Origin of the sequence: Reyranella sp. (assembly GCF_965227665.1) — a bacterium.
Lineage (GTDB): Bacteria > Pseudomonadota > Alphaproteobacteria > Reyranellales > Reyranellaceae > Reyranella.
Window position 1 is genome coordinate 1,633,097 of sequence record NZ_OZ245767.1, and the last position, 18,739, is coordinate 1,651,835.

Genomic DNA, 18,739 nt, shown 5'->3' on the forward strand with positions numbered 1-18,739 from the left:
CTCGTCGGCGGTTGGCTAGCTTCGCGGCGGTGCTGGAGCCTTTGAAAAACCTCGGCTTCATGGACTATGGCCGAGCGCCGTCCGCGGACGTGCTGCTGGCCTCGGGCCTGCGGCCCTATCCGCGCGAGCCGTTCGAGGCGCTGGCCTTTCGCCTTAGCAGTCGGCCGCGCCACATCCTGCTGAACAAGGTCGTGACGCGCGACGGCCTGGCCGAAGTGCCCTACCAGATCCGCAATGCGTACGAAGTGCCGGCAGCGCCGCAGACGCCGGGCTACGAGATCCTCGACGAGTGGACCATCGACCAGCTCGCCCACCGCATCCAGAACGCATCCCAAACCCGGCCGCTGCACCTATCGCGGGTACGTCGCGCGGCTCAAAGGCTAGGCCGTGTTCGTCGTCTGGAACGGCATCTCCTTCGGACTGTTCCGAGTCGGTCAATCGGGGTGCAGTAGAGGCAGGGCCGACAATTTCTTGGCCGCGAAGTCGAGGAAGGAATCGATCTTCGGCGCACGATGGGCGCGCCCCTTGGTAACCAGTTGCACCGGCAGCGGCGGCGGCTCGAAGCGGCGCAATAGGCGCACGAGACGTCCTGCGGCAAGATCCTCGGCGACCTGATAGGAGAGGAACTGCGCGATGCCGCGGCCCTCGCGTGCCAGACGCAGGCGGGTTTCGATGTCGTCGACGCGCAACCGGCCGGCGAGATGGGCGGGTGCACCACGGCGGCGGCCGCCGAAGGTCCATTCCATCGCCCCGCGGGACGTGCCCAGCAGCGCCTCGTGGGTAGCAAGGTCGGCCGGCGCCTTCGGCGTGCCGTGCCGGGCGAGATAGCCGGGACTTGCGACCCATTGCCGTCGCACCTGCCCGACCAGCCGCGCAACCAGACTGGAGTCGGCCAGGGCACCGATGCGCACCGCCACGTCGATCCCCTCCTCGATGAGATCGACGTTGCGGTCGTTCAGCAGCAGTTCGATCTCGACGCCCTCGTGGCCGTCGAGGAAGCGGGCCGCCAGCGGGGCGACGTGCCGCCGGCCGAACTGCACCGGCGCAGTGATCCGCAACAGCCCGCGGACCGGCGCGTCGAGGGCGTCCGTCGTGGCGGCTTCGTACGCCTCGATAACGCTTCGTGCCCTCTCGTAGAGCGCGCGGCCGGCTTCGGTCGGCGCGAGCCGCCGCGTCGTGCGATCGATCAGGCGAGTGCCGATCCGGTCCTCGAGCGCCGCCAGGGCCCGCGTCACCGCCGGCGCCGATCGGCGCAGCCGCTGCGCCGCGCGCACCAGGCTCCCCTCCTCCACGATGCGCACGAAGATCGCGAACTCGTCCAACCGGTCCATGCATTCTTCCGCTTTTTGTAATTATGAGTTTATCATTCGTGCCGTTATCGCGGCAAACGGCGAGTCCTATCTTGGCGTCAACCAAGGAGGACATGCGGATGTTGAACGGAAGTTGTCTCTGTGGTGCTGTCGCCTACGAAGCCGATGCTCCCGTCGAGCGGATCGTGCACTGCCATTGCCACACCTGCCGCAAAACTCACGGTACCGCTTTCTCGTCGGTTACGGCGGTATCGCGGGACGCGTTCCGTTGGTTGTGCGGCGAGGAAGTGATCGGCGCCATCGAATCGTCTCCCGGCAAATTCCGCCGCTTCTGCAGCAGGTGCGGCTCGCACGTGATGGCCGAGCGCGTGACGCAGCCGGTCGTTCTGTTGCGATTGGGCTGCCTCGACACGGAGATTCGGAACGTACCGCAGGTCCACATCTGGCGATCCGATGCGGCGCCCTGGTACGAACCCAAGATCGGCTTGCCCGAGAAGCAGGAGGGCTTGTGATGGCCTCCGACTCCATGGAATTCCTGCCGTTCCATGCCGACGAGCAGGCGGCGCAGAGGCTGGCCGGGCAGCGGACCGGCCTGGCGCCGATCCGCCCTTTCATGCCGGAGCAGCACCGCGCCTTCTTCTCGCTGCTGCCCTACCTGTTCACGGCGACGCCCGACGCCGCGGGCTGGCCGATGGCGTCGGTGCTGACCGGGGCGCCGGGATTCGTCGCGTCCCCCGATCCCGCCACCCTGGCGATCGATGCCCTGCCGCGCGACGGCGATCCCGCGGAACCTGGCTTTGCGGCCGGTGCCGGGATCGGGCTGCTGGGAATCGATCTCGCGACGCGGCGGCGCAACCGGGCCAACGGCCGGATCGTCGCGCGCGACCGCGGGCTCACGATCCATATCGCCCAGAGCTTCGGAAATTGCCCGCAGTACATCCAGACGCGCGGCGTTGCTCTCGCCGCGAAAGAGGCCGGGCCCGTCGAGAGCCTGTCTGGGCTGGACGAGGCGGCGCGCGATCTCATCGAATCGGCCGACACGTTCTTCGTCGCCAGCCGGTCGCGCGCCGAGCTCGGCGCCGAGGGTGGATTCGACATGTCCCATCGCGGCGGCCGGCCGGGCTTCGTGGGCGCGCGGGGCGACACGCTCGTCATCCCCGACTTCCGCGGCAACCGCTTCTTCAACACGCTGGGCAACCTGCTGGGCGATCCGCGGGCCGGCCTGCTGTTCGTCAACTTCGACACGGGCGAGCTGCTGCAGCTCCAGGGGGCCGTTACCATCGACTGGCAGCCTGGCGAGGCGGCTCCCGACGGCGCCGAGCGGCTGTGGCGCGTCGACGTCCAGCGCGCGTGGCGCAGGCCGGCGGCCTTCCCCTATCGCTCGACGTTCGGAAGCTACGCGCCGAGCACGTTGCACACGGGCGTCTGGTAGCGACCGGCCGTCAGGCCGCGGCGGGCCGGAGCCGCGCCACCATGGCCTCGAGCGCGAGCAGGTAGGAATCGACCCCGAAGCCCGCGATCATGCCGACCGCCGCCTCCGAAGTGATCGACCCGAAGCCGCGCTTCTCGATGTTGGTCATGTGGATCTCGATCGCCGGCATCGAAATCGAGCGCAGGCAGTCGCGCAGCGCGTGGCCGGAATGGAGGAAGCCGGCCGGATTGAACAGCAACCCGTCGAACTTCGCGCGGTCGGCCTTGTAGATGGCCGACACCGCCTCGCCCTCGGCGTTGGTGTAGACGATGTCGACCGACACGCCGAGATCCTTGGCCCGGCGCCTGATCGCGGCGTCGAGTTCCTTGGCGGTGGTCGTCCCGTAGAGTTCGGGCTGCCGGCGGCCCAGATACTCCATGTTCGCGCCCTGAATCAGCAGCAGGTTCATCTGGCGGACCTTAGTGCAATTTCGCCGGCGCGCGAACCAGACCCATTCCGCAGGTCAGCGCGGCAGGGTGGAGGCCCCCATCAGGCTTTCGTCAATGGCACGGGCGCACTGGCGACCCTCGCGGATCGCCCAGACGACCAGCGACTGGCCGCGACGCATGTCGCCGGCGGCGAACAGCCTCGGCACCGAGGTCTGGTAGTCCTTCACGTTGGCCGCGACGTTGCCGCGCGGATCGAGCGCGACACCCGCCTGCTCGAGCAGGCCCGGCCGGCGCGGTCCGAGGAAGCCCATGGCCAGCAGCACCAGATCGGCGCGCAGTTCGAAGCTGCTGCCCGCGACCTCCTGCATGCCCATGCGACCGTCGGCGGCCTTCGCCCATTCGACGCGCACGCATTCCAGCGCTTCGATCTTGCCGTTGCTGCCCACCGCCCGCTTGGTCAGCACCGCGAAATCGCGCGCCGCGCCCTCCTCGTGGCTCGACGAGCTGCGCAGCTTGAGCGGCCAGTCCGGCCAGGTCAGCGCCTTGTTCTCACGCACCGGCGGCTGCGGCATGACTTCGAGCTGCGTCACCGAAGCGGCGCCGTGACGGTTCGAGGTGCCGACGCAATCGGAGCCTGTATCGCCGCCGCCGATCACGATGACATGCTTGCCCTTGGCACTGAGCGTGCCGCGCGGCGCGGCGCGCGCCTCGTCGTCACCGGCATTGCGCTTGTTCTGCTGGGTGAGGAATTCCATCGCGAAGTGGATGCCGTTCAGCTCGCGGCCCGGCACCTCGAGATCGCGCGGCAGTTCGGCGCCGCCGGTCAGCGCGACGGCGTCATAGCCTTCCAGCAGCGACTTGATCGACAGGGTGGCGCCGACCTCGACGCCGGTGCGGAACTCGACGCCCTCGGCCTCCATCTGCCGCATGCGCCGGTCGATATGGTGCTTTTCCATCTTGAAGTCGGGGATGCCGTAGCGCAGCAGACCGCCGACACGGTCGGCCTTCTCGAACAGGGTGACCGAATGGCCGGCGCGTGCGAGTTGCTGGGCGCAGGACAGTCCCGCCGGTCCCGAGCCCACGACGGCGACGCGCTTGCCCGTCTTGTGGGGGGGCACGAGCGGCTGGATCCAGCCCTCCTGCCAGCCGCGGTCGATGATCGCGCACTCGATCGACTTGATGGTCACCGGGTTGTCGTCGATGTTCAGCGTGCACGACGCCTCGCAGGGCGCGGGGCAGATGCGACCGGTGAACTCCGGGAAGTTGTTGGTCGAGTGCAGGACCTCGAGGGCATCTTTCCAGCGGTCGCGGCGCACCAGCTCGTTGAACTGCGGGATGATGTTATTGACCGGGCATCCGTTGTGACAATACGGGATGCCGCAATCCATGCAGCGTGCGCCCTGCCGCGACACCTCGGCCGGGGCCATCGGCAGGACGAATTCCTTGTAGTTCTTTAGGCGCTGCTCGACCGGTTCGTAGGACCGGTCCTTGCGCTCGATCTCGAGGAAGCCCGTGGCTAGGCCCATGTCAGTAACTCCAGCTCAAACCTTTGCAGATGATCGCGAGTGCTCGGGATGACGGCCAGACGCCGTCACTCCGCCGCGACGGCCTTCGCCGCCGCCCGCTCGCGCGCGCGCAGGAGGGCCTGCTTGTAGTCGCGCGGCATCACCTTCACGAAGCTCTGCAGCGCATTGTCCCAATCCTCCAGGAGCGCACGCGCCTGCGCGCTGCCGGTGTGGAGATGATGGCGCTCGACCAGGATGCGCAGGCGTTCGGCATCGAAGCGCAGCACGTCGCCCATCCCGTTGTCCTCGACGTCGGTCGCGCGCTGGCGCGGACGCCCGTCCTCATCGCCGTCGGCCGACGCCGGACCGACCTTCTCCAGATCGACCATCGCCGGGTTGCACAGCTCCTTGAAGCGGGCCCGCGGATCGTAGACGTAGGCGACGCCGCCGGACATGCCGGCCGCGAAGTTGCGCCCGGTGTCTCCCAGCACGACCACCACGCCGCCGGTCATGTACTCGCAGCCATGGTCGCCGGTGCCCTCGACGACGCAGACCGCGCCCGAGTTGCGCACGGCGAAGCGCTCGCCCGCCACGCCCTCGAAGTAGGCCTCGCCGCCGATGGCGCCGTAGAGCACGGTGTTGCCGACGATGATGTTCTTCAGCGGATCGCGCGCGCAGTCCCTGGGCTGGCGCACGACGACACGGCCACCCGACAGGCCCTTGCCGACATAGTCGTTGCCGTCGCCCGACAGTTCGAGCGACACGCCGCGCGCCAGGAAGGCGCCGAAGCTCTGGCCCGCGGTTCCCCTGAGGCGCACGGAGATCGTGTCCTCCGGCAGTCCGGCATGGCCGTAGCGCCGCGCCACCTCGCCCGACAGCATGGCGCCGACGGTGCGGTTGACGTTGGTGACCGGCAGCTCGATCTGCACCGGCTCGCCCTTCTCGAGCGCCGGCTGCGCCGCCTCGATCAGCTTGTGGTCCAGCGCCTTGTCGAGACCGTGGTCCTGGCGCTCGACGTTCCAGATCGCCACGCCCTCGCGCGCTGGCGCCTGGTGCAGCAGCTTCGAGAGGTCGACGCCGCCCGCCTTCCAGTGGTCGATCGCCTTGCGCATGTCGAGCCGGTCGACCCGGCCGATCATCTCGTTCAACGTGCGGAAGCCCAGCCGCGCCATGATCTCGCGCAGTTCCTCGGCGACGAAGAAGAAGTAGTTGATCACGTGCTCGGGCTGGCCGGTGAAGCGCTTGCGCAGCACCGGATCCTGCGTCGCCACGCCCACCGGACAGGTGTTGAGGTGGCACTTGCGCATCATGATGCAGCCGGCCGCGATCAGCGGCGCGGTGGCGAAGCCGAACTCGTCGGCGCCCAGCAGCGCGCCGATGGCCACGTCACGACCGGTCCGGAGGCCGCCGTCGACCTGCACGGCGATGCGGCCGCGCAGCCCGTTCAGCACCAGCGTCTGCTGCGTCTCGGCCAGTCCGATCTCCCACGGCGAGCCCGCATGGGTGAGCGAGGTGAGCGGCGAGGCGCCCGTGCCGCCCTCGTACCCCGAGATCGTGACATGGTCGGCGCGCGCCTTGCTGACGCCGGCGGCGACCGTGCCGACCCCGACCTCGGAGACGAGCTTCACGGAGACCCGCGCCGCCGTGTTCACGTTCTTCAGATCGTGGATGAGCTGCGCCAGATCCTCGATCGAATAGATGTCGTGGTGCGGCGGCGGCGAGATCAGGCCGACGCCGGCCGTCGAGCGGCGGACGCGGGCGATGTTCTCGTCGACCTTGTGGCCGGGCAGCTGCCCGCCCTCGCCGGGCTTGGCGCCCTGCGCCATCTTGATCTGGATGTCGTCGGCATTGACCAGATATTCGGCCGTGACGCCGAACCGGCCCGACGCGACCTGCTTGATGGCCGAGCGCATCGAATCGCCGTTGGCCAGCGGCTTGAAGCGATCCGCCTCCTCGCCGCCCTCGCCGGTGTTCGACTTGCCGCCGATCCGGTTCATGGCGATGGCGAGCGTGGTGTGGGCCTCGCGGCTGATCGAGCCGAAGCTCATCGCGCCGGTGGCGAAACGCTTCACGATGCTGGCGGCGGACTCGACTTCCTCGACCGGAATCGGCTGCTCCGCCCACTTGAGCTGCATCAGGCCGCGGATGGTCAGCAGCCGTTCGCTCTGCTCGTTGATCGAGGTCGCGAAGGCCTTGTAGTCGTCCGACGAGTTGCCGCGGACCGCGTGCTGCAGGCGCGACACGCTCTCGGGCGTCCAGGCATGCTCCTCGCCGCGCAGGCGGAAGGCATAGTCGCCGCCGACGTCGAGCATGGTGCGATAGACGGGATTGTCGCCATAGGCGTTGCGGTGACGGCGCACCGTCTCCTCGGCGATCTCCTGCCAGCCCGCGCCCTCGATCGTGGTGGCGGTGCCGGTGAAGTACTTCTCGACGAAGCCCGAATGCAGGCCGACCGCGTCGAAGATCTGCGCGCCGCAATAGGACTGGTAGGTCGAGATGCCCATCTTGGACATGACCTTGAGCAGGCCCTTGCCGATCGCCTTGATGAAGTTCTTCTGAACCTCATAGGGCTTGAGCGGCAAGCCGTTCTGGACGCGCAGCGCCTCCAGCGTCTCGAAGGCGAGGTAGGGATTCACCGCCTCGGCGCCATAGCCCGCCAGGCAGCAGAAGTGATGGACCTCCCGCGCCTCGCCGGTCTCGACCACGAGGCCGGTCTGGGTTCGCAGGCCGCGGCGGATCAGGCTGTGATGCACGGCGGCGGTGGCCAGCAGCGCCGGGATCGGCACGCGCTCGGCCGACACCGCGCGATCCGACAGGATCAGGATGTTGCGGTCGGCCAGCACATGGTCGGTCGCCTCGGCGCAGACGCGGTCCAGCGCTTCTTCCAGGCCGGCCGCACCCTCGGAGGCGAGCCAGGTCGTGTCGATGGTGGCGGTGCGGAACGAGCCGTCGAGCAGATCCTCGATCGAGCGGATCTTCTCCAGCTCGGCATTGGTCAACACCGGCTGGGCCACTTCGAGGCGCTTGTGCATGCCGGCATGGCGGCCGAGCAGGTTCGGGCGCGGGCCGATCATCGAAACCAGCGACATCACCAGCTCCTCGCGGATCGGGTCGATCGGCGGGTTGGTGACCTGGGCGAAGTTCTGCTTGAAGTAGTTGTAGAGCAGCTTCGGCTTCTTGGAGAGCACGGCGATGGGCGTGTCGGTGCCCATCGAACCGATCGGATCGTCGGCGACGCTGGCCATCGGCTCGAGGAAGAACTGGATGTCCTCCTGCGTGTAGCCGAAGGCCTGCTGGCGATCGAGCAGGGTCGAGGGATCGTTCGACGCCACCGGCGAGGGCGCGTCGGGGATCTCCGACAGCTCCTCGAGCTTGTGCTGAGTCTCCCGCAGCCATTCCTCGTAGGGCTCGGCCTCGGCCAGGGTCCGCTTCAGCTCCTCGTCCTCGACGATGCGGCCCTGTTCGAGGTCGATCAGCAGCATCTTGCCGGGCTGCAGGCGCCACTTGCGCACGATCTTCTCGTCAGGAATCGGCAGGACGCCGGACTCCGACGACATCACCACCAGATCGTCGTCGGTGATGAGGAAACGCGCCGGACGCAGGCCGTTGCGGTCGAGGGTCGCGCCGATCTGGCGGCCGTCGGTGAAAGCGATCGAGGCCGGGCCGTCCCACGGCTCCATGAGGGCGGCGTGATACTCGTAGAAGGCCTTGCGGCTGCCATCCATCAGCGGATTGCCGGCCCAGGCCTCCGGGATCAGCATCATCATCGCGTGGCTCAGCGAGTAGCCGCCGGCGACCAGCAGTTCGAGCGCATTGTCGAGGCAGGCCGTGTCCGACTGGCCGTGCGGGATGATCGGCCACATCTTGTCGAGGTCGGCGCCGATCAGGTCGGATTCCATCGTGCGCCGGCGGGCGTACATCCAGTTGACGTTGCCGCGCACCGTGTTGATCTCGCCGTTATGGGCGATGAACCGGTAGGGATGCGCCAGCTTCCACGACGGGAAGGTGTTCGTGGAGAATCTCTGATGAACCAGGCAAAGCGCTGATTCACAAAGAGGATTTCTCAGATCCTCATAGAAACTCTCAACCTGGTGTGCGAGCAGCAGGCCCTTGTAGACCACGGTGCGCGACGAGAAGGACGGCATGTAGAGCCCCGACAGGCCCGGCAGCTTGTGCTTCTTCTCGAGGTCGGCCAGCGGGTTCTGCGTCTGCTTGCGGATCGCCAGCACCTTGCGTTCGAATGCGTCCTGGTCGGCGACCTTCGCCCCCCGGCCGACGATCGCCATGCGGATGACCGGCATCGATTCGATGACCGCCTTGCCGAGCCCCGTCAGGTCGGTCGGCACATCGCGCCAGCCCACCAGCTTCTGCTTTTCCACTTTAATGAAATGCTCGAAGCGCTTGATTGCAAACGCTCTTGCCTTCTCATCCGGCGGCAGGAAGCACATCGCCACGGCATAGTGCCCGGGCGCCGGCAGGTCGACGCCTTCCTTGCGCGCCCAGTCGCGCAGCAGCGCGTCCGGGATCTGGATCATGGCGCCCGCGCCGTCGCCCATCAGCGGATCGGCGCCGACGGCGCCGCGATGGTCGAGATTGACCAGGATCTGCAGGCCCTGGCGCACGATAGCGTGCGTCCTCCGGCCCTTGATGTCGGCCACGAAGCCCACGCCGCACGAATCGTGTTCGTTGCGTGGGTCGTACAGTCCCTGCTTCTCAGGCAATCCCATGATCTATCCTGCTGGCGCGCGAGCTGGCCCAGCATCCCCCCGGATGCGTTTGCTTATCGGCGCATTATTAGCCCGGCCGCCCCTGCAAACGAAAGCCCTCGTTACGCCACAAATGCCGGCGTGAGGAACTTACTCTATGTACTTGAAATCCAAGGATATTGCCGTCGGAGTGCTGACGACCTCGATGTCGCCGGTCCGCAGCATCGACGCCAGCGTGATGCGCAGGGCGGGCGCGAACGTGATTTCCTCGCTGTTGGAGACCGGATGGCGGTCCGCCAGACCCTCGAGCGTTCGCCGGTACTTCAAGACCCTGAAGCGGCATCCGCTCAAGTCGAGGGTGCCGGCTTCGAGCACTTCCAGGGTCATCCTGGCCGCCATCCTGGGTCTTCCGTCGGCGCTCTTCATGTCGGCGCTGTAGCTAACGGGCTGGCCGCGCGTGAGATGGACCGTCGGCTCGATCGAATAGGTCCATTTGCGCGGATCGTTTGGCTCCGTCGAATAGAGTGCCTCCACCGGGAACAGGGAACTGGCGCCGCGGGTCCTGAGATAGAGGACCGGCGAATCGACGGTGTAGATCGTGACCTCCCCGCCCCTCCGCAACACCTGCATCTGCTGGAGCCGCGTCGTAGGCGCCTCACCCGCCCGCCGAGTGGTGACTTCGGAGGTAATGGCAAAGGGAATGCCGGTGTCTGTGAGGGCCGCGCAATCGAGTGCGAACAGGCTTCCCGGCCACGAAGCGATGGCCATCAAGATCGGCAGGAGCACGAACCGGCGCATGTGCCGCATCCTAGCCGTCCTTCTCCATGCATTGAAGACATCGCGGCCATGGCCTAATTTGCCCGCTGCACGTGGGCAGCGTTCATTGCCCGGGGGAGAGGCTGAGCTGATGTCGGAACGTTCGATCGGTTGCTGGACGACCCTGCTCGCGGCTCCCCTGCTGGCTGCTGCCCTGAGTGCCTGCACCGGGCCCGGTGCGAGCCAGGCCTATACCGGCCCCGGCTGGTACCTTGAAAAGTCCTACATCATCGTCGGCGGCGGCCCCAAGGTGTTCGGCGGCCCCTTCACCTACGAGAAGTGCGAGGAAGAGCGCATCAAGATGGGACCGATCACCTCGCCCGAGATGCTGTGCGTGAATCATCCCGGCCCGCCGAAGAAGTACGGCCTGTACTGACCGTCGGCGCGACCGTTAACCGATTGCCATCAGACTGGCATTGCCGCCCGCGGCGGCGGTGTTGACGCTGACTGACACCTCGTCGAACAGGAGCGCGCGCGGATAGGGCGCGACATGGACCGGGACGATGCGCCCCGGCCGGTCGGCGATGCGCCGGGTGAGGCCCAGGAGCTCGCCTTCGCTTCCGGCGAACAGGACCGCCGCAATGTTCTCGGCTTCGTCCGAGGCGACGCGATTGCCCGTCGCGCGAACGAGATCGCGCTGGGCCTCGCGTTCCGCCGGATCGGCCGCAACGCACAGGACGGCGCCCTTCGGCCGGAGCGCGTAGCTGTTGCGCTCGCCGACTGGGCCGGCGAGCTCGCCCGGCGCGACTTCGGCGGCCGGCCCGCTTGCCAGCAGGCGGTGCACGTAGAGCGGCCCGCCCGCCTTCGGCCCCGTGCCCGAGAGCCCATGGCCGCCGAACGGTTGCACGCCGACGACGGCGCCGATCATGTTGCGATTGACGTACTGGTTGCCGGCGGCACTCGTTGCCGTCGCGCGCTCGATGGTCTCGTCGATGCGGCTGTGCACGCCGAAGGTCAGGCCGAAGCCGGTCGCGTTGACCGCACGGATCACCTCCTCCATCTCCTCGCGCCGATAGCGCAGGACGTGAAGCACCGGCCCGAAGACCTCGCCCGGCAGGTCGGAGAGAGCGCCAACCTCGATCAGGGTCGGCGGCACGAAGGTCCCCCGCGCCGCTTCGTCGGGAAGCGGCACCTGGTGGACGCGATGGCCGGCCCCGCGCATGCGCTCGACATGGTCGAGCAGGCGCTTCTGCGCCTCGGCCGAGATGACGGGGCCGACATCGACGGACAGGCGGTCGGGACTGCCGATCCCCAGCTCCGCCATCGCGCCCTGCAGCATTGGCAAGACCTTGCCCGCGATGTCATCCTGCAGGCAGAGGACGCGCAGCGCCGAGCAGCGCTGGCCGGCCGAATCGAAAGCCGACGTGAGCGCGTCGATCACGAGTTGCTCGGGCAGCGCCGACGAATCCGCTACCAGCGCGTTCTGCCCGCCGGTCTCGGCGATCAGCGGCACCGGCCTGCCCTCGGCGCCAAGGCGTCGCGCCAGGGTGCGGTTGATCGATTGCGCCGCCTCGGTCGAGCCGGTGAAGACCACGCCCGCCACGGTCGCGTTGGCCACCAGCCGCTTGCCGATCTCGCCATCGCCCGGCAGGAACTGCAGCACGGCGTGCGGCACGCCGGCCTCGTGCAGCATGTCCACTGCGAGGGCCGCGATCAGCGGCGTTTCTTCCGCCGGCTTGGCGATCACGGCATTGCCCGCCGCCAGAGCGCCCGCGACCTGTCCGGTGAAGATCGAGAGCGGAAAGTTCCATGGGCTGATACAGGCGACGACGCCGAGCGGCCGGTGGGTCGCGTTGTCGAATCCCTCGACGCAATTCGCATAATAGCGCAGGAAATCGACCGCTTCGCGGACCTCCCCCACCGCATTGCCCAGCGTCTTGCCGGCCTCGCGTACGATCGGCCCCAGCAGCTTTTCCATGCGGGCTTCCAGGAGATCGGCCGCCCGGCGCAGGATCGCCGCGCGCTCGGCCGGCGGCGCCGACCATGGCACGGCCTTCGCGCCAGCTTCATCCACCAGGTCCGGGGTGGCGTCGACGACGATGCCCACGACATCGCCGCTGTCCGCGGGATTGCGCACCTCTCGCGCGGTGCCGTCGCGCGGACCGTCCGTCAGGACCGGCGTTGCGCGCATCAGGGTCGAGGCACCGGCAACCAGTTCCCGCGCCAGCGAAGCGAGCACGCTTTCGTTGACCAGATCGAGGCCGCGCGAATTGGCCCGCGTCGGCCCGAACAGGTCGCGCGGCAACACGATGAGCGGATGCGGCGCGCCGACTGCGGAGACGCTGCGGGCGCGTTCGACCGGATCGGCCAGCAGCCTGTCGATGGCCAGGTCGGGATCGGCGACCTGATTAACGAAGGAAGTGTTGGCACCGTTCTCCAGCAGGCGGCGCACCAGATAGGCGAGCAACGTCTCGTGCGTGCCGACGGGCGCATAGATGCGACACGGCCGGTTGAGCTTTTCGCGCCCGACCACCTCCTCGTAGAGCGGCTCGCCCATGCCATGCAGGCACTGGAATTCGTACTGCCCGGCATAGAAATTCTCGCCGGCCATGGCGTGGATCGACGCCAACGTCAGCGCATTGTGCGTGGCGAATTGCGGGAAGGCCGCGTCCGGCGCCGCCAGCAGCTTGCGGGCGCAGGCGAGATAGGAGACGTCGGTGTGGATCTTGCGCGTGAAGACCGGGAAATCCTCCAGCCCGTCGACCTGCGCGCGCTTGATCTCGCTGTCCCAGTAGGCGCCCTTGACCAGCCGGATCATCAGCCGGTGCCGGCTGCGGCGGCCGAGATCGATCAGATGGTCGATCACGAAGGCCGCACGTTTCTTGTAGGCCTGGACCACGAAGCCGATGCCGTTCCAGCCTTCCAGCGCGGGCTCGAAGCAGAGCCGCTCGAGCAGGTCGAGGGAGAGTTCGAGCCGGTCGGCCTCCTCCGCATCGATGTTCACGCCGATATCGTAGCGGCGCGCCAGCACCGCGAGATCGCGCAGGCGCGGATAGAGTTCGGCATGGACGCGCTCGGCTTGCGAACGGCTGTAGCGCGGATGCAGCGCCGAGAGTTTCAGCGAGATGCCGGCGCCCTCATAGATGCCGCGCCCGGCCGAGGCGCGGCCGATGGCATGGATCGCCCGCTCGTAGGCCTGGCGGTAGTGCTCGGCCTGCGCCGCGGTGATCGCCGCCTCGCCCAGCATGTCATAGGAATAGCGAAAGCCCTCTTCCTCGAAGCGGCGGCCGTTGGCCAACGCCTCCTCGATCGTCTGGCCGGCGACGAACTGCTCGCCCATCAGGCGCATCGCGATGTTCACGCCGCCGCGGATCAGCGGCTCGCCACCCCGGGCGATCAGCCGCGTGAGCGCGGCCGACAGGCTGTTCTCGCTGCTGGTCGCCGTAAGCCGGCCGGTCAGCATCAGACCCCAGGTCGCGGCGTTCACGAACAGCGACGGGCTGCGTCCGAGATGGGCGTGCCAGTCGCCGCCGCCGATCTTGTCGCGGATCAGCGCGTCGCGCGTCTCGTCGTCGGGAATGCGCAGCAGCGCCTCCGCGAGGCACATCAGCGCCACGCCCTCCTGGCTGGACAGTGCATATTCGTGGATCAGCCCCTCGACGCCGCCCGACGGCACCTTTGCCCGCAACGCTTCGACCAGCTGCCGCGCCAGCGCACGGGCCTTGGCCGTCGCGGACGGGCTCAGGGTCGCGAGATCGAGCAGCGGCGGGATGCACTCGGGCTCGGGCCGGCGATAGGCGGCCGTGATGGCGGCCCGCAACGGCGGCAGCGGTCGCAGCGAGCGGGCGAAGCTTTCGAACGGCGCGGTCATGTTCCGCCTATTTGTAGGACGACACCTCGATCAGGTTGCCGTCGGGATCGCGGCAATAGACCGAGACGATCGTGCCCATCGCGCCACTCTTCTCGCTCGGACCTTCTTCGATCTCCACGCCACAACTCCGGAAATGATCGGCCACCGCCTGCGGCGTCGACTGCGTCAGGAAACACAGATCGTCGCTGCCCGGTGCCACGGTCTTGCCCGTGAACCATTGCTTCTGTGTGGCGGTCTCAGGGCGGAGGTTGATCTTCTGGTGGCCGAAGTGCATCGACGTGACGCGATGCCCGGGCCGTGGCTCGGTGATCTTGCGCGTCATGCCCAGCACGCGCTCGTACCAGGCGGCGGCGACCTCTACGTCGCGCACGTTGACGACGATATGATCCAGGGCTTCGACGACGACAGACATTGCACGACCTCAAGCGTAAGAAACCCAGAGTGAACCCGCCCCTTCATTCCGTCTATCCACCCGCGCCGTGACAAGATCGATGGAGCATCTTCCCGTCGACGAGGCGCTGCCGCGTCTCAAGGCCGCGCTGGTGGCCGGCAACGCCGCCGTGCTGGTGGCGCCGCCGGGCGCCGGCAAGACGACGCGCGTGCCGCTGGCGCTGCTCGATGCGCCCTGGCTCGGCGACCGCAAGATCGTGATGCAGGAGCCGCGACGGCTGGCCGCGCGCGCCGCCGCCCGGCGCATGGCCGCGACGCTGGGCGAGTCGGTCGGCGAGACCGTGGGCTATCGCGTGCGGTTCGACAGCAAGGTCGGGCCGCGCACCCGCATCGAAGTGGTGACCGACGGCCTGTTCCTGCGCCTGCTGCAGGAGGATCCCTCGCTCGAGTCAGTGGCCTGCGTCATCTTCGATGAGCTGCACGAGCGCGGACTGGACACCGATCTTTCATTCGCCCTGGTGCGCGAGGCGCAGAGCGCGCTGCGCGAGGACCTGCGCGTCGTGGCCATGTCGGCGACGCTCGACCCCGGCCCGGTGTCGGCGCGGCTCGGCGGCGCACCGGTGATCGAGAGTGCGGGCCGCATGTTCCCGGTCGACACGCGCTATCTCGATCGCGAGTCCGCCGGCCGTATCGAGGACAGCGTTGCTGCCGCCGTGCGCCGCGCGCTCGCCGAGGAAAGCGGCAGCGCCCTCGTCTTCCTGCCGGGCGTCGGCGAGATCCGCCGTGTCGAGGAACGGCTGCAGGGCATCGGCCCGAATGTCGACGTGGCGCCGCTCTATGGCGACCTGTCGCCCGCCGACCAGGACCGCGCCATCGCGCCCTCGCCGCCGGGCCGGCGCAAAATCGTGCTGGCGACCTCGATCGCCGAGACCAGCCTCACCATCGAGGGCGTGCGCATCGTGATCGACAGCGGCCAGATGCGCGTGCCGAAATTCTCGCCGCGCTCGGGCATGACGCGGCTCGAAACCGTGCGCGTCAGCCAGGCATCGGCCGATCAGCGCAGGGGCCGCGCCGGCCGCCTCGAGCCCGGCATCTGCTATCGCCTGTGGCCGGAGCAGTCACAGCGCGGGCTGCTGCCCTTCACACCACCCGAGATCCTCGACGCCGACCTGGCACCGCTGGCGCTGGAGCTGGCCGCCTGGGGCACCAGCGATGCCGCGAGCCTGCCATGGCTGACGCCGCCGCCCGCTGCTGCGCTCGCCACGGCGCGCGCGCTGCTGGCCGATCTCGGCGCGATCGACGGCGCCGGCGCGATCACCGCGCATGGCCGCGCCATGGTCCGCCTCGGCCAGCATCCGCGCATCGCGCATCTCGTGCTGAAGGGCCGCGAACTGGGTCAAGGCAAGGTTGCCGCCCTGCTGGCCGCGATCCTGGGCGAACGCGATTTCCTGCGCCTGCCGCCGGGCCAGCGCGACGCCGACCTCCGCCACCGGGTCGACATCGCGCTGAGCGGCCGGCGCGACGGCACGCTGCGCCCCATCCAGGAGGCAGCGCGGCGCCTGATGCCGCGCGGCGGCGGCGACGAACGCGCCGAGGTCGCCATGACGGGACCGCTGCTGGCGCTCGCCTATCCCGACCGGATCGCGCGTCGCCGCCCCGGCACCGCCGGGCGCTATCTCCTGTCGGGCGGCCGCGGTGCCGCGCTGCCCGAAGGCGATCCGATGGCCAACGAGGAGTTCCTGGTGGTCGCCGATCTCGACGGCTCGGCGCAGGAATCGCGCATCTTCCTCGCGGCGCCGATCACCGTCGCAGAGATCGAAGACCTCTACGCCGACCGCATCATCGACGAGCAGCTCGTGCAGTGGAGCGCGCGCGACGGCGCGGTGCTGGCGCGGCGGCGTCGCCGGCTGGGCGCACTCGCGCTCGAGGACAAGCCGCTCGGCCGGCCCGATCCCGACAAGGTCCAGGCCGCCATGCTCGACGGCGTGCGGCAACTTGGGCTCGGTGCCCTGCCCTGGAGCGACGACCTCGTGCGCTGGCGCGAGCGCATCGGCTTCCTGCGCCGCCATGCCGGCGAGGACTGGCCCGATCTTTCGGACACGGCCTTGCTCGCGTCGCTGCCCGACTGGCTCGGCCCCTCGCTCGATGGCGTGTCGCGCAAGGATCATCTCGCCCGCATCGATCTCGCCGCCGCACTCAAGGCGTTGGTGCCATGGGAAAAGCAGCGCGAGGTCGAGCGACTGGTGCCGACGCACGTCGAGGTGCCGAGCGGATCGCGGGTGGCGATCGACTATGCCAACCCCGATGAGCCGACGCTCTCCGTGCGCCTGCAGGAGATGTTCGGGCTCACCGAGACGCCACGCATCGCCGGCGGCAAGGTGCCGCTCACCATCCACCTGCTCTCCCCGGCGCGCCGGCCAGTCCAGGTAACGCGCGATCTCGCGAGCTTCTGGGCCAATGGTTACAAGGCCGTGAAATCCGAACTCAAGGGCCGCTACCCGCGCCACTACTGGCCCGACGATCCGCTGGTTGCCGAGCCCACGGCAAGGGCGCGGCCTCGACCGCGGTAAGTTCTACCGTGTCTCGATCAGCCGCGACAGCAGGCGGCGCATCAGCGGCATCAGGAACAGCATGGTCGGAAAGGCGACCATCCAGGAGGCCATCCACGATTCCATCCAGCGGGCGGTCATACCCGGTTCGAATCCGATCGCCCGGATCGTGGCGATGCCGGAGACGATGAAGGTCATGACGAAGGTCAGCGCCAACGGCATGGCGATGTGCATCGTTCGGGCGGGGAGTTTCTTCACGGCGGGCCGGACAATATGGTACGGGCTTGGACCTCGTCCATCCCCGTTGCGGAAGCCCTCCTCCCATGTCCCTCGCCCTCCCGTTCCAGACCGCCAAGCAGCTCGCCGCTGCGGTCCGGAAGAAGAAGATCGGCTGCCTCGAACTGCTCGACCTCTACCTGAAGCGGGTCGAGGCCTATAATCCCGAACTCAACGCCATCATCGCGACCGACATCGAGGGCGCCCGCAAGCGTGCCAAGGCGGCGGACCGCGCGGTGAAGGCCGGCAAGAAGCTCGGGCCGCTGCACGGCGTGCCGATGACGATCAAGGAATCGTTCGACGTCGCGGGTTTGCCCACCACCTGGGGCGATCCCGCCTTCAAGGACACGGTCGCGACGCAGAATTCGCTGGTCACGCAGCGCATGATGGATGCCGGCGTCACGCTGTTCGGCAAGACCAACGTGCCGCTGAACCTCGCCGACTGGCAGAGCTACAATGAGGTCTACGGCTCGACCAACAATCCCTGGGATCTCGGCCGGACGCCCGGCGGGTCCTCGGGCGGTTCGGGCGCGGCGCTGGCCGCCGGCCTCACCGGTATCGAGGCCGGCAGCGACATCGGCGCCTCGATCCGCAACCCCGCCCATTATTGCGGCGTGTGGGGCCACAAGCCGAGTTGGGGCGTCGTCTCGCCGAAGGGCCATGCGCTCGCGGGCGCCGTCGCCTATGGCGATATCGGCGTGGTCGGTCCGCTGGCCCGTGGCGCGGAGGATCTCGAGATCGCGCTCACGGCGATGGCCGGTCCCGACGCGATCGATGGCCGCGGCTGGACACTCACTTTGCCGCGTTCGAAGAAGACCAAGCTGCGCGACTTCAAGGTGGCGGTGCTGCTCACCGACCCGAACGCGGAGGTCGACGATTCGGTTCAGGAGCAGATCTCCAAGCTCGCCTCGTTCCTGGCCAAGAACAAGGTCAAGGTGAACGACAAGGCGCGGCCGGAGATCGACACGGTCGAGCTGAACGACGTCTACATCCGGCTGCTGCGCGCGGCGACGTCGGGCCGCATGAGTGACGCTGTCCACGAGCAGGCCGTCAAGGACGCGGCCAGCCTGCCCGCCTCCGACATGAGCTACTTCGCGCAGATGCAGCGGGGCAACTCGCTGTCGCATCGTGCCTGGCTGGGGCTGAACGAGAAGCGCCACAGGATGCGGCTCGCCTGGGATGCGTTCTTCCAGGACTACGACCTGATGCTGTGCCCGGTCGCCGTGACCGCGGCCTTCCCGCACGACCAGGCGGGCCTGCGCCACAAGCGCACGATCGTCGTGAACAACAAGCAGGTGCCGGTGGTCGACCAGATCTTCTGGGCGGGCTACTCGGGCGTCACCTGGCTGCCCTCGACCGCCGCCCCGATCGGCCAGAGCAAGGAAGGCCTGCCGATCGGCGTGCAGATCATCGGCCGGCAGTATGGCGACTACGAGTGCATCCAGTTCGCCAAGCTGCTCGAGAAGGAATATCGCGGCTTCGTGCCGCCGCCGGCCTATAGCTGAGCTCAGGAGCC

14 protein-coding genes are annotated in these 18,739 nt (G+C 68.3%); 6 read left to right on the forward strand and 8 right to left on the reverse strand.

Annotated elements, in window-relative coordinates; translation table 11 throughout:
- The first annotated feature begins 11 nt into the window (after positions 1-11).
- Positions 12-452, forward strand: a complete 441-nt coding sequence (locus tag ACO07I_RS07835) for a hypothetical protein (protein ID WP_422015992.1) — start codon at positions 12-14, stop codon at positions 450-452.
- Here the strand turns inward: ACO07I_RS07835 and ACO07I_RS07840 are convergent.
- On the reverse strand, positions 435-1,331 hold the full coding sequence (locus tag ACO07I_RS07840) for a LysR family transcriptional regulator (RefSeq protein WP_422015994.1): 897 nt from the start codon (positions 1,329-1,331) through the stop codon (positions 435-437). The two genes, ACO07I_RS07835 and ACO07I_RS07840, sit on opposite strands and share 18 nt — an antisense overlap.
- A gap of 71 nt (positions 1,332-1,402) precedes the next feature.
- Between ACO07I_RS07840 and ACO07I_RS07845 the strand changes: the two genes are divergently transcribed.
- Both ACO07I_RS07845 and ACO07I_RS07850 read left to right on the forward strand, forming a co-directional pair.
- Positions 1,403-1,822 (forward strand): GFA family protein, encoded by a 420-nt coding sequence (locus tag ACO07I_RS07845; protein WP_422015996.1) that lies wholly within the window; start codon positions 1,403-1,405, stop codon positions 1,820-1,822.
- Positions 1,822-2,742, forward strand: a complete 921-nt coding sequence (locus ACO07I_RS07850; protein ID WP_422015998.1) for a pyridoxamine 5'-phosphate oxidase family protein — start codon at positions 1,822-1,824, stop codon at positions 2,740-2,742. Before ACO07I_RS07845 ends, ACO07I_RS07850 begins: the two co-directional genes overlap by 1 nt.
- Before the next feature lie 10 nt (positions 2,743-2,752).
- Here the strand turns inward: ACO07I_RS07850 and ACO07I_RS07855 are convergent, their stop codons facing one another.
- The 4 genes from ACO07I_RS07855 to ACO07I_RS07870 all read right to left on the reverse strand — a co-directional run bounded on the left by ACO07I_RS07855 (position 2,753) and on the right by ACO07I_RS07870 (position 10,179).
- The gene (locus ACO07I_RS07855; RefSeq protein WP_422016000.1) at positions 2,753-3,190 is read right to left on the reverse strand and encodes a type II 3-dehydroquinate dehydratase; all 438 of its coding nucleotides are present in this window, start codon (positions 3,188-3,190) and stop codon (positions 2,753-2,755) included.
- A gap of 54 nt (positions 3,191-3,244) precedes the next feature.
- Entirely contained in the window at positions 3,245-4,696 is a 1,452-nt protein-coding gene (locus ACO07I_RS07860) for a glutamate synthase subunit beta (RefSeq protein WP_422016002.1), read from the reverse strand.
- Positions 4,697-4,761: 65 nt separating this feature from the next.
- Entirely contained in the window at positions 4,762-9,402 is a 4,641-nt protein-coding gene (gene gltB / locus ACO07I_RS07865; protein WP_422016004.1) for a glutamate synthase large subunit, read from the reverse strand.
- 129 nt (positions 9,403-9,531) lie between these two features.
- Entirely contained in the window at positions 9,532-10,179 is a 648-nt protein-coding gene (locus ACO07I_RS07870) for a hypothetical protein (RefSeq protein WP_422016006.1), read from the reverse strand.
- Between the two features lie 109 nt (positions 10,180-10,288).
- Between ACO07I_RS07870 and ACO07I_RS07875 the strand changes: the two genes are divergently transcribed.
- A complete protein-coding gene (locus ACO07I_RS07875) occupies positions 10,289-10,573 on the forward strand; it encodes a hypothetical protein (protein WP_422016008.1) in 285 nt (94 codons plus the stop codon).
- A gap of 15 nt (positions 10,574-10,588) precedes the next feature.
- Here the strand turns inward: ACO07I_RS07875 and putA are convergent, their stop codons facing one another.
- Together putA and ACO07I_RS07885 are read right to left on the reverse strand one after the other, a co-directional pair.
- On the reverse strand, positions 10,589-14,008 hold the full coding sequence (putA, locus tag ACO07I_RS07880; protein ID WP_422016010.1) for a trifunctional transcriptional regulator/proline dehydrogenase/L-glutamate gamma-semialdehyde dehydrogenase: 3,420 nt from the start codon (positions 14,006-14,008) through the stop codon (positions 10,589-10,591).
- Between the two features lie 7 nt (positions 14,009-14,015).
- The gene (locus ACO07I_RS07885) at positions 14,016-14,420 is read right to left on the reverse strand and encodes a VOC family protein (protein WP_422016012.1); all 405 of its coding nucleotides are present in this window, start codon (positions 14,418-14,420) and stop codon (positions 14,016-14,018) included.
- A gap of 79 nt (positions 14,421-14,499) precedes the next feature.
- Between ACO07I_RS07885 and hrpB the strand changes: the two genes are divergently transcribed.
- Entirely contained in the window at positions 14,500-16,968 is a 2,469-nt protein-coding gene (gene hrpB, locus ACO07I_RS07890; protein ID WP_422016014.1) for an ATP-dependent helicase HrpB, read from the forward strand.
- Positions 16,969-16,971: 3 nt separating this feature from the next.
- Here hrpB and ACO07I_RS07895 read toward each other — a convergent pair whose 3' ends face one another.
- Entirely contained in the window at positions 16,972-17,169 is a 198-nt protein-coding gene (locus tag ACO07I_RS07895; protein ID WP_422016016.1) for a DUF2798 domain-containing protein, read from the reverse strand.
- A 101-nt stretch (positions 17,170-17,270) separates the two neighbouring features.
- Here ACO07I_RS07895 and ACO07I_RS07900 point away from each other — a divergent pair, with 101 nt between their 5' ends.
- Positions 17,271-18,728: an amidase gene (locus ACO07I_RS07900; RefSeq protein ID WP_422016018.1), complete on the forward strand. Its 1,458-nt coding sequence runs from the start codon at positions 17,271-17,273 to the stop codon at positions 18,726-18,728.
- The last annotated feature ends 11 nt before the right edge of the window (positions 18,729-18,739 follow it).

What these genes read in the sequence shown, in the direction of transcription:
- ACO07I_RS07900 (WP_422016018.1), top strand. Translation starts at nt 17,271, where the DNA reads ATGTCCCTCGCCCTCCCGTTCCAGACCGCCAAGCAGCTCGCCGCTGCG.
- ACO07I_RS07870 (WP_422016006.1), bottom strand. Translation starts at nt 10,179, where the DNA reads ATGCGCCGGTTCGTGCTCCTGCCGATCTTGATGGCCATCGCTTCGTGG.
- ACO07I_RS07860 (WP_422016002.1), bottom strand. Translation starts at nt 4,696, where the DNA reads ATGGGCCTAGCCACGGGCTTCCTCGAGATCGAGCGCAAGGACCGGTCC.
- ACO07I_RS07840 (WP_422015994.1), bottom strand. Translation starts at nt 1,331, where the DNA reads ATGGACCGGTTGGACGAGTTCGCGATCTTCGTGCGCATCGTGGAGGAG.
- gltB (WP_422016004.1), bottom strand. Translation starts at nt 9,402, where the DNA reads ATGGGATTGCCTGAGAAGCAGGGACTGTACGACCCACGCAACGAACAC.
- ACO07I_RS07875 (WP_422016008.1), top strand. Translation starts at nt 10,289, where the DNA reads ATGTCGGAACGTTCGATCGGTTGCTGGACGACCCTGCTCGCGGCTCCC.
- ACO07I_RS07885 (WP_422016012.1), bottom strand. Translation starts at nt 14,420, where the DNA reads ATGTCTGTCGTCGTCGAAGCCCTGGATCATATCGTCGTCAACGTGCGC.
- ACO07I_RS07850 (WP_422015998.1), top strand. Translation starts at nt 1,822, where the DNA reads ATGGCCTCCGACTCCATGGAATTCCTGCCGTTCCATGCCGACGAGCAG.
- ACO07I_RS07895 (WP_422016016.1), bottom strand. Translation starts at nt 17,169, where the DNA reads ATGCCGTTGGCGCTGACCTTCGTCATGACCTTCATCGTCTCCGGCATC.
- putA (WP_422016010.1), bottom strand. Translation starts at nt 14,008, where the DNA reads ATGACCGCGCCGTTCGAAAGCTTCGCCCGCTCGCTGCGACCGCTGCCG.
- ACO07I_RS07855 (WP_422016000.1), bottom strand. Translation starts at nt 3,190, where the DNA reads ATGAACCTGCTGCTGATTCAGGGCGCGAACATGGAGTATCTGGGCCGC.
- hrpB (WP_422016014.1), top strand. Translation starts at nt 14,500, where the DNA reads ATGGAGCATCTTCCCGTCGACGAGGCGCTGCCGCGTCTCAAGGCCGCG.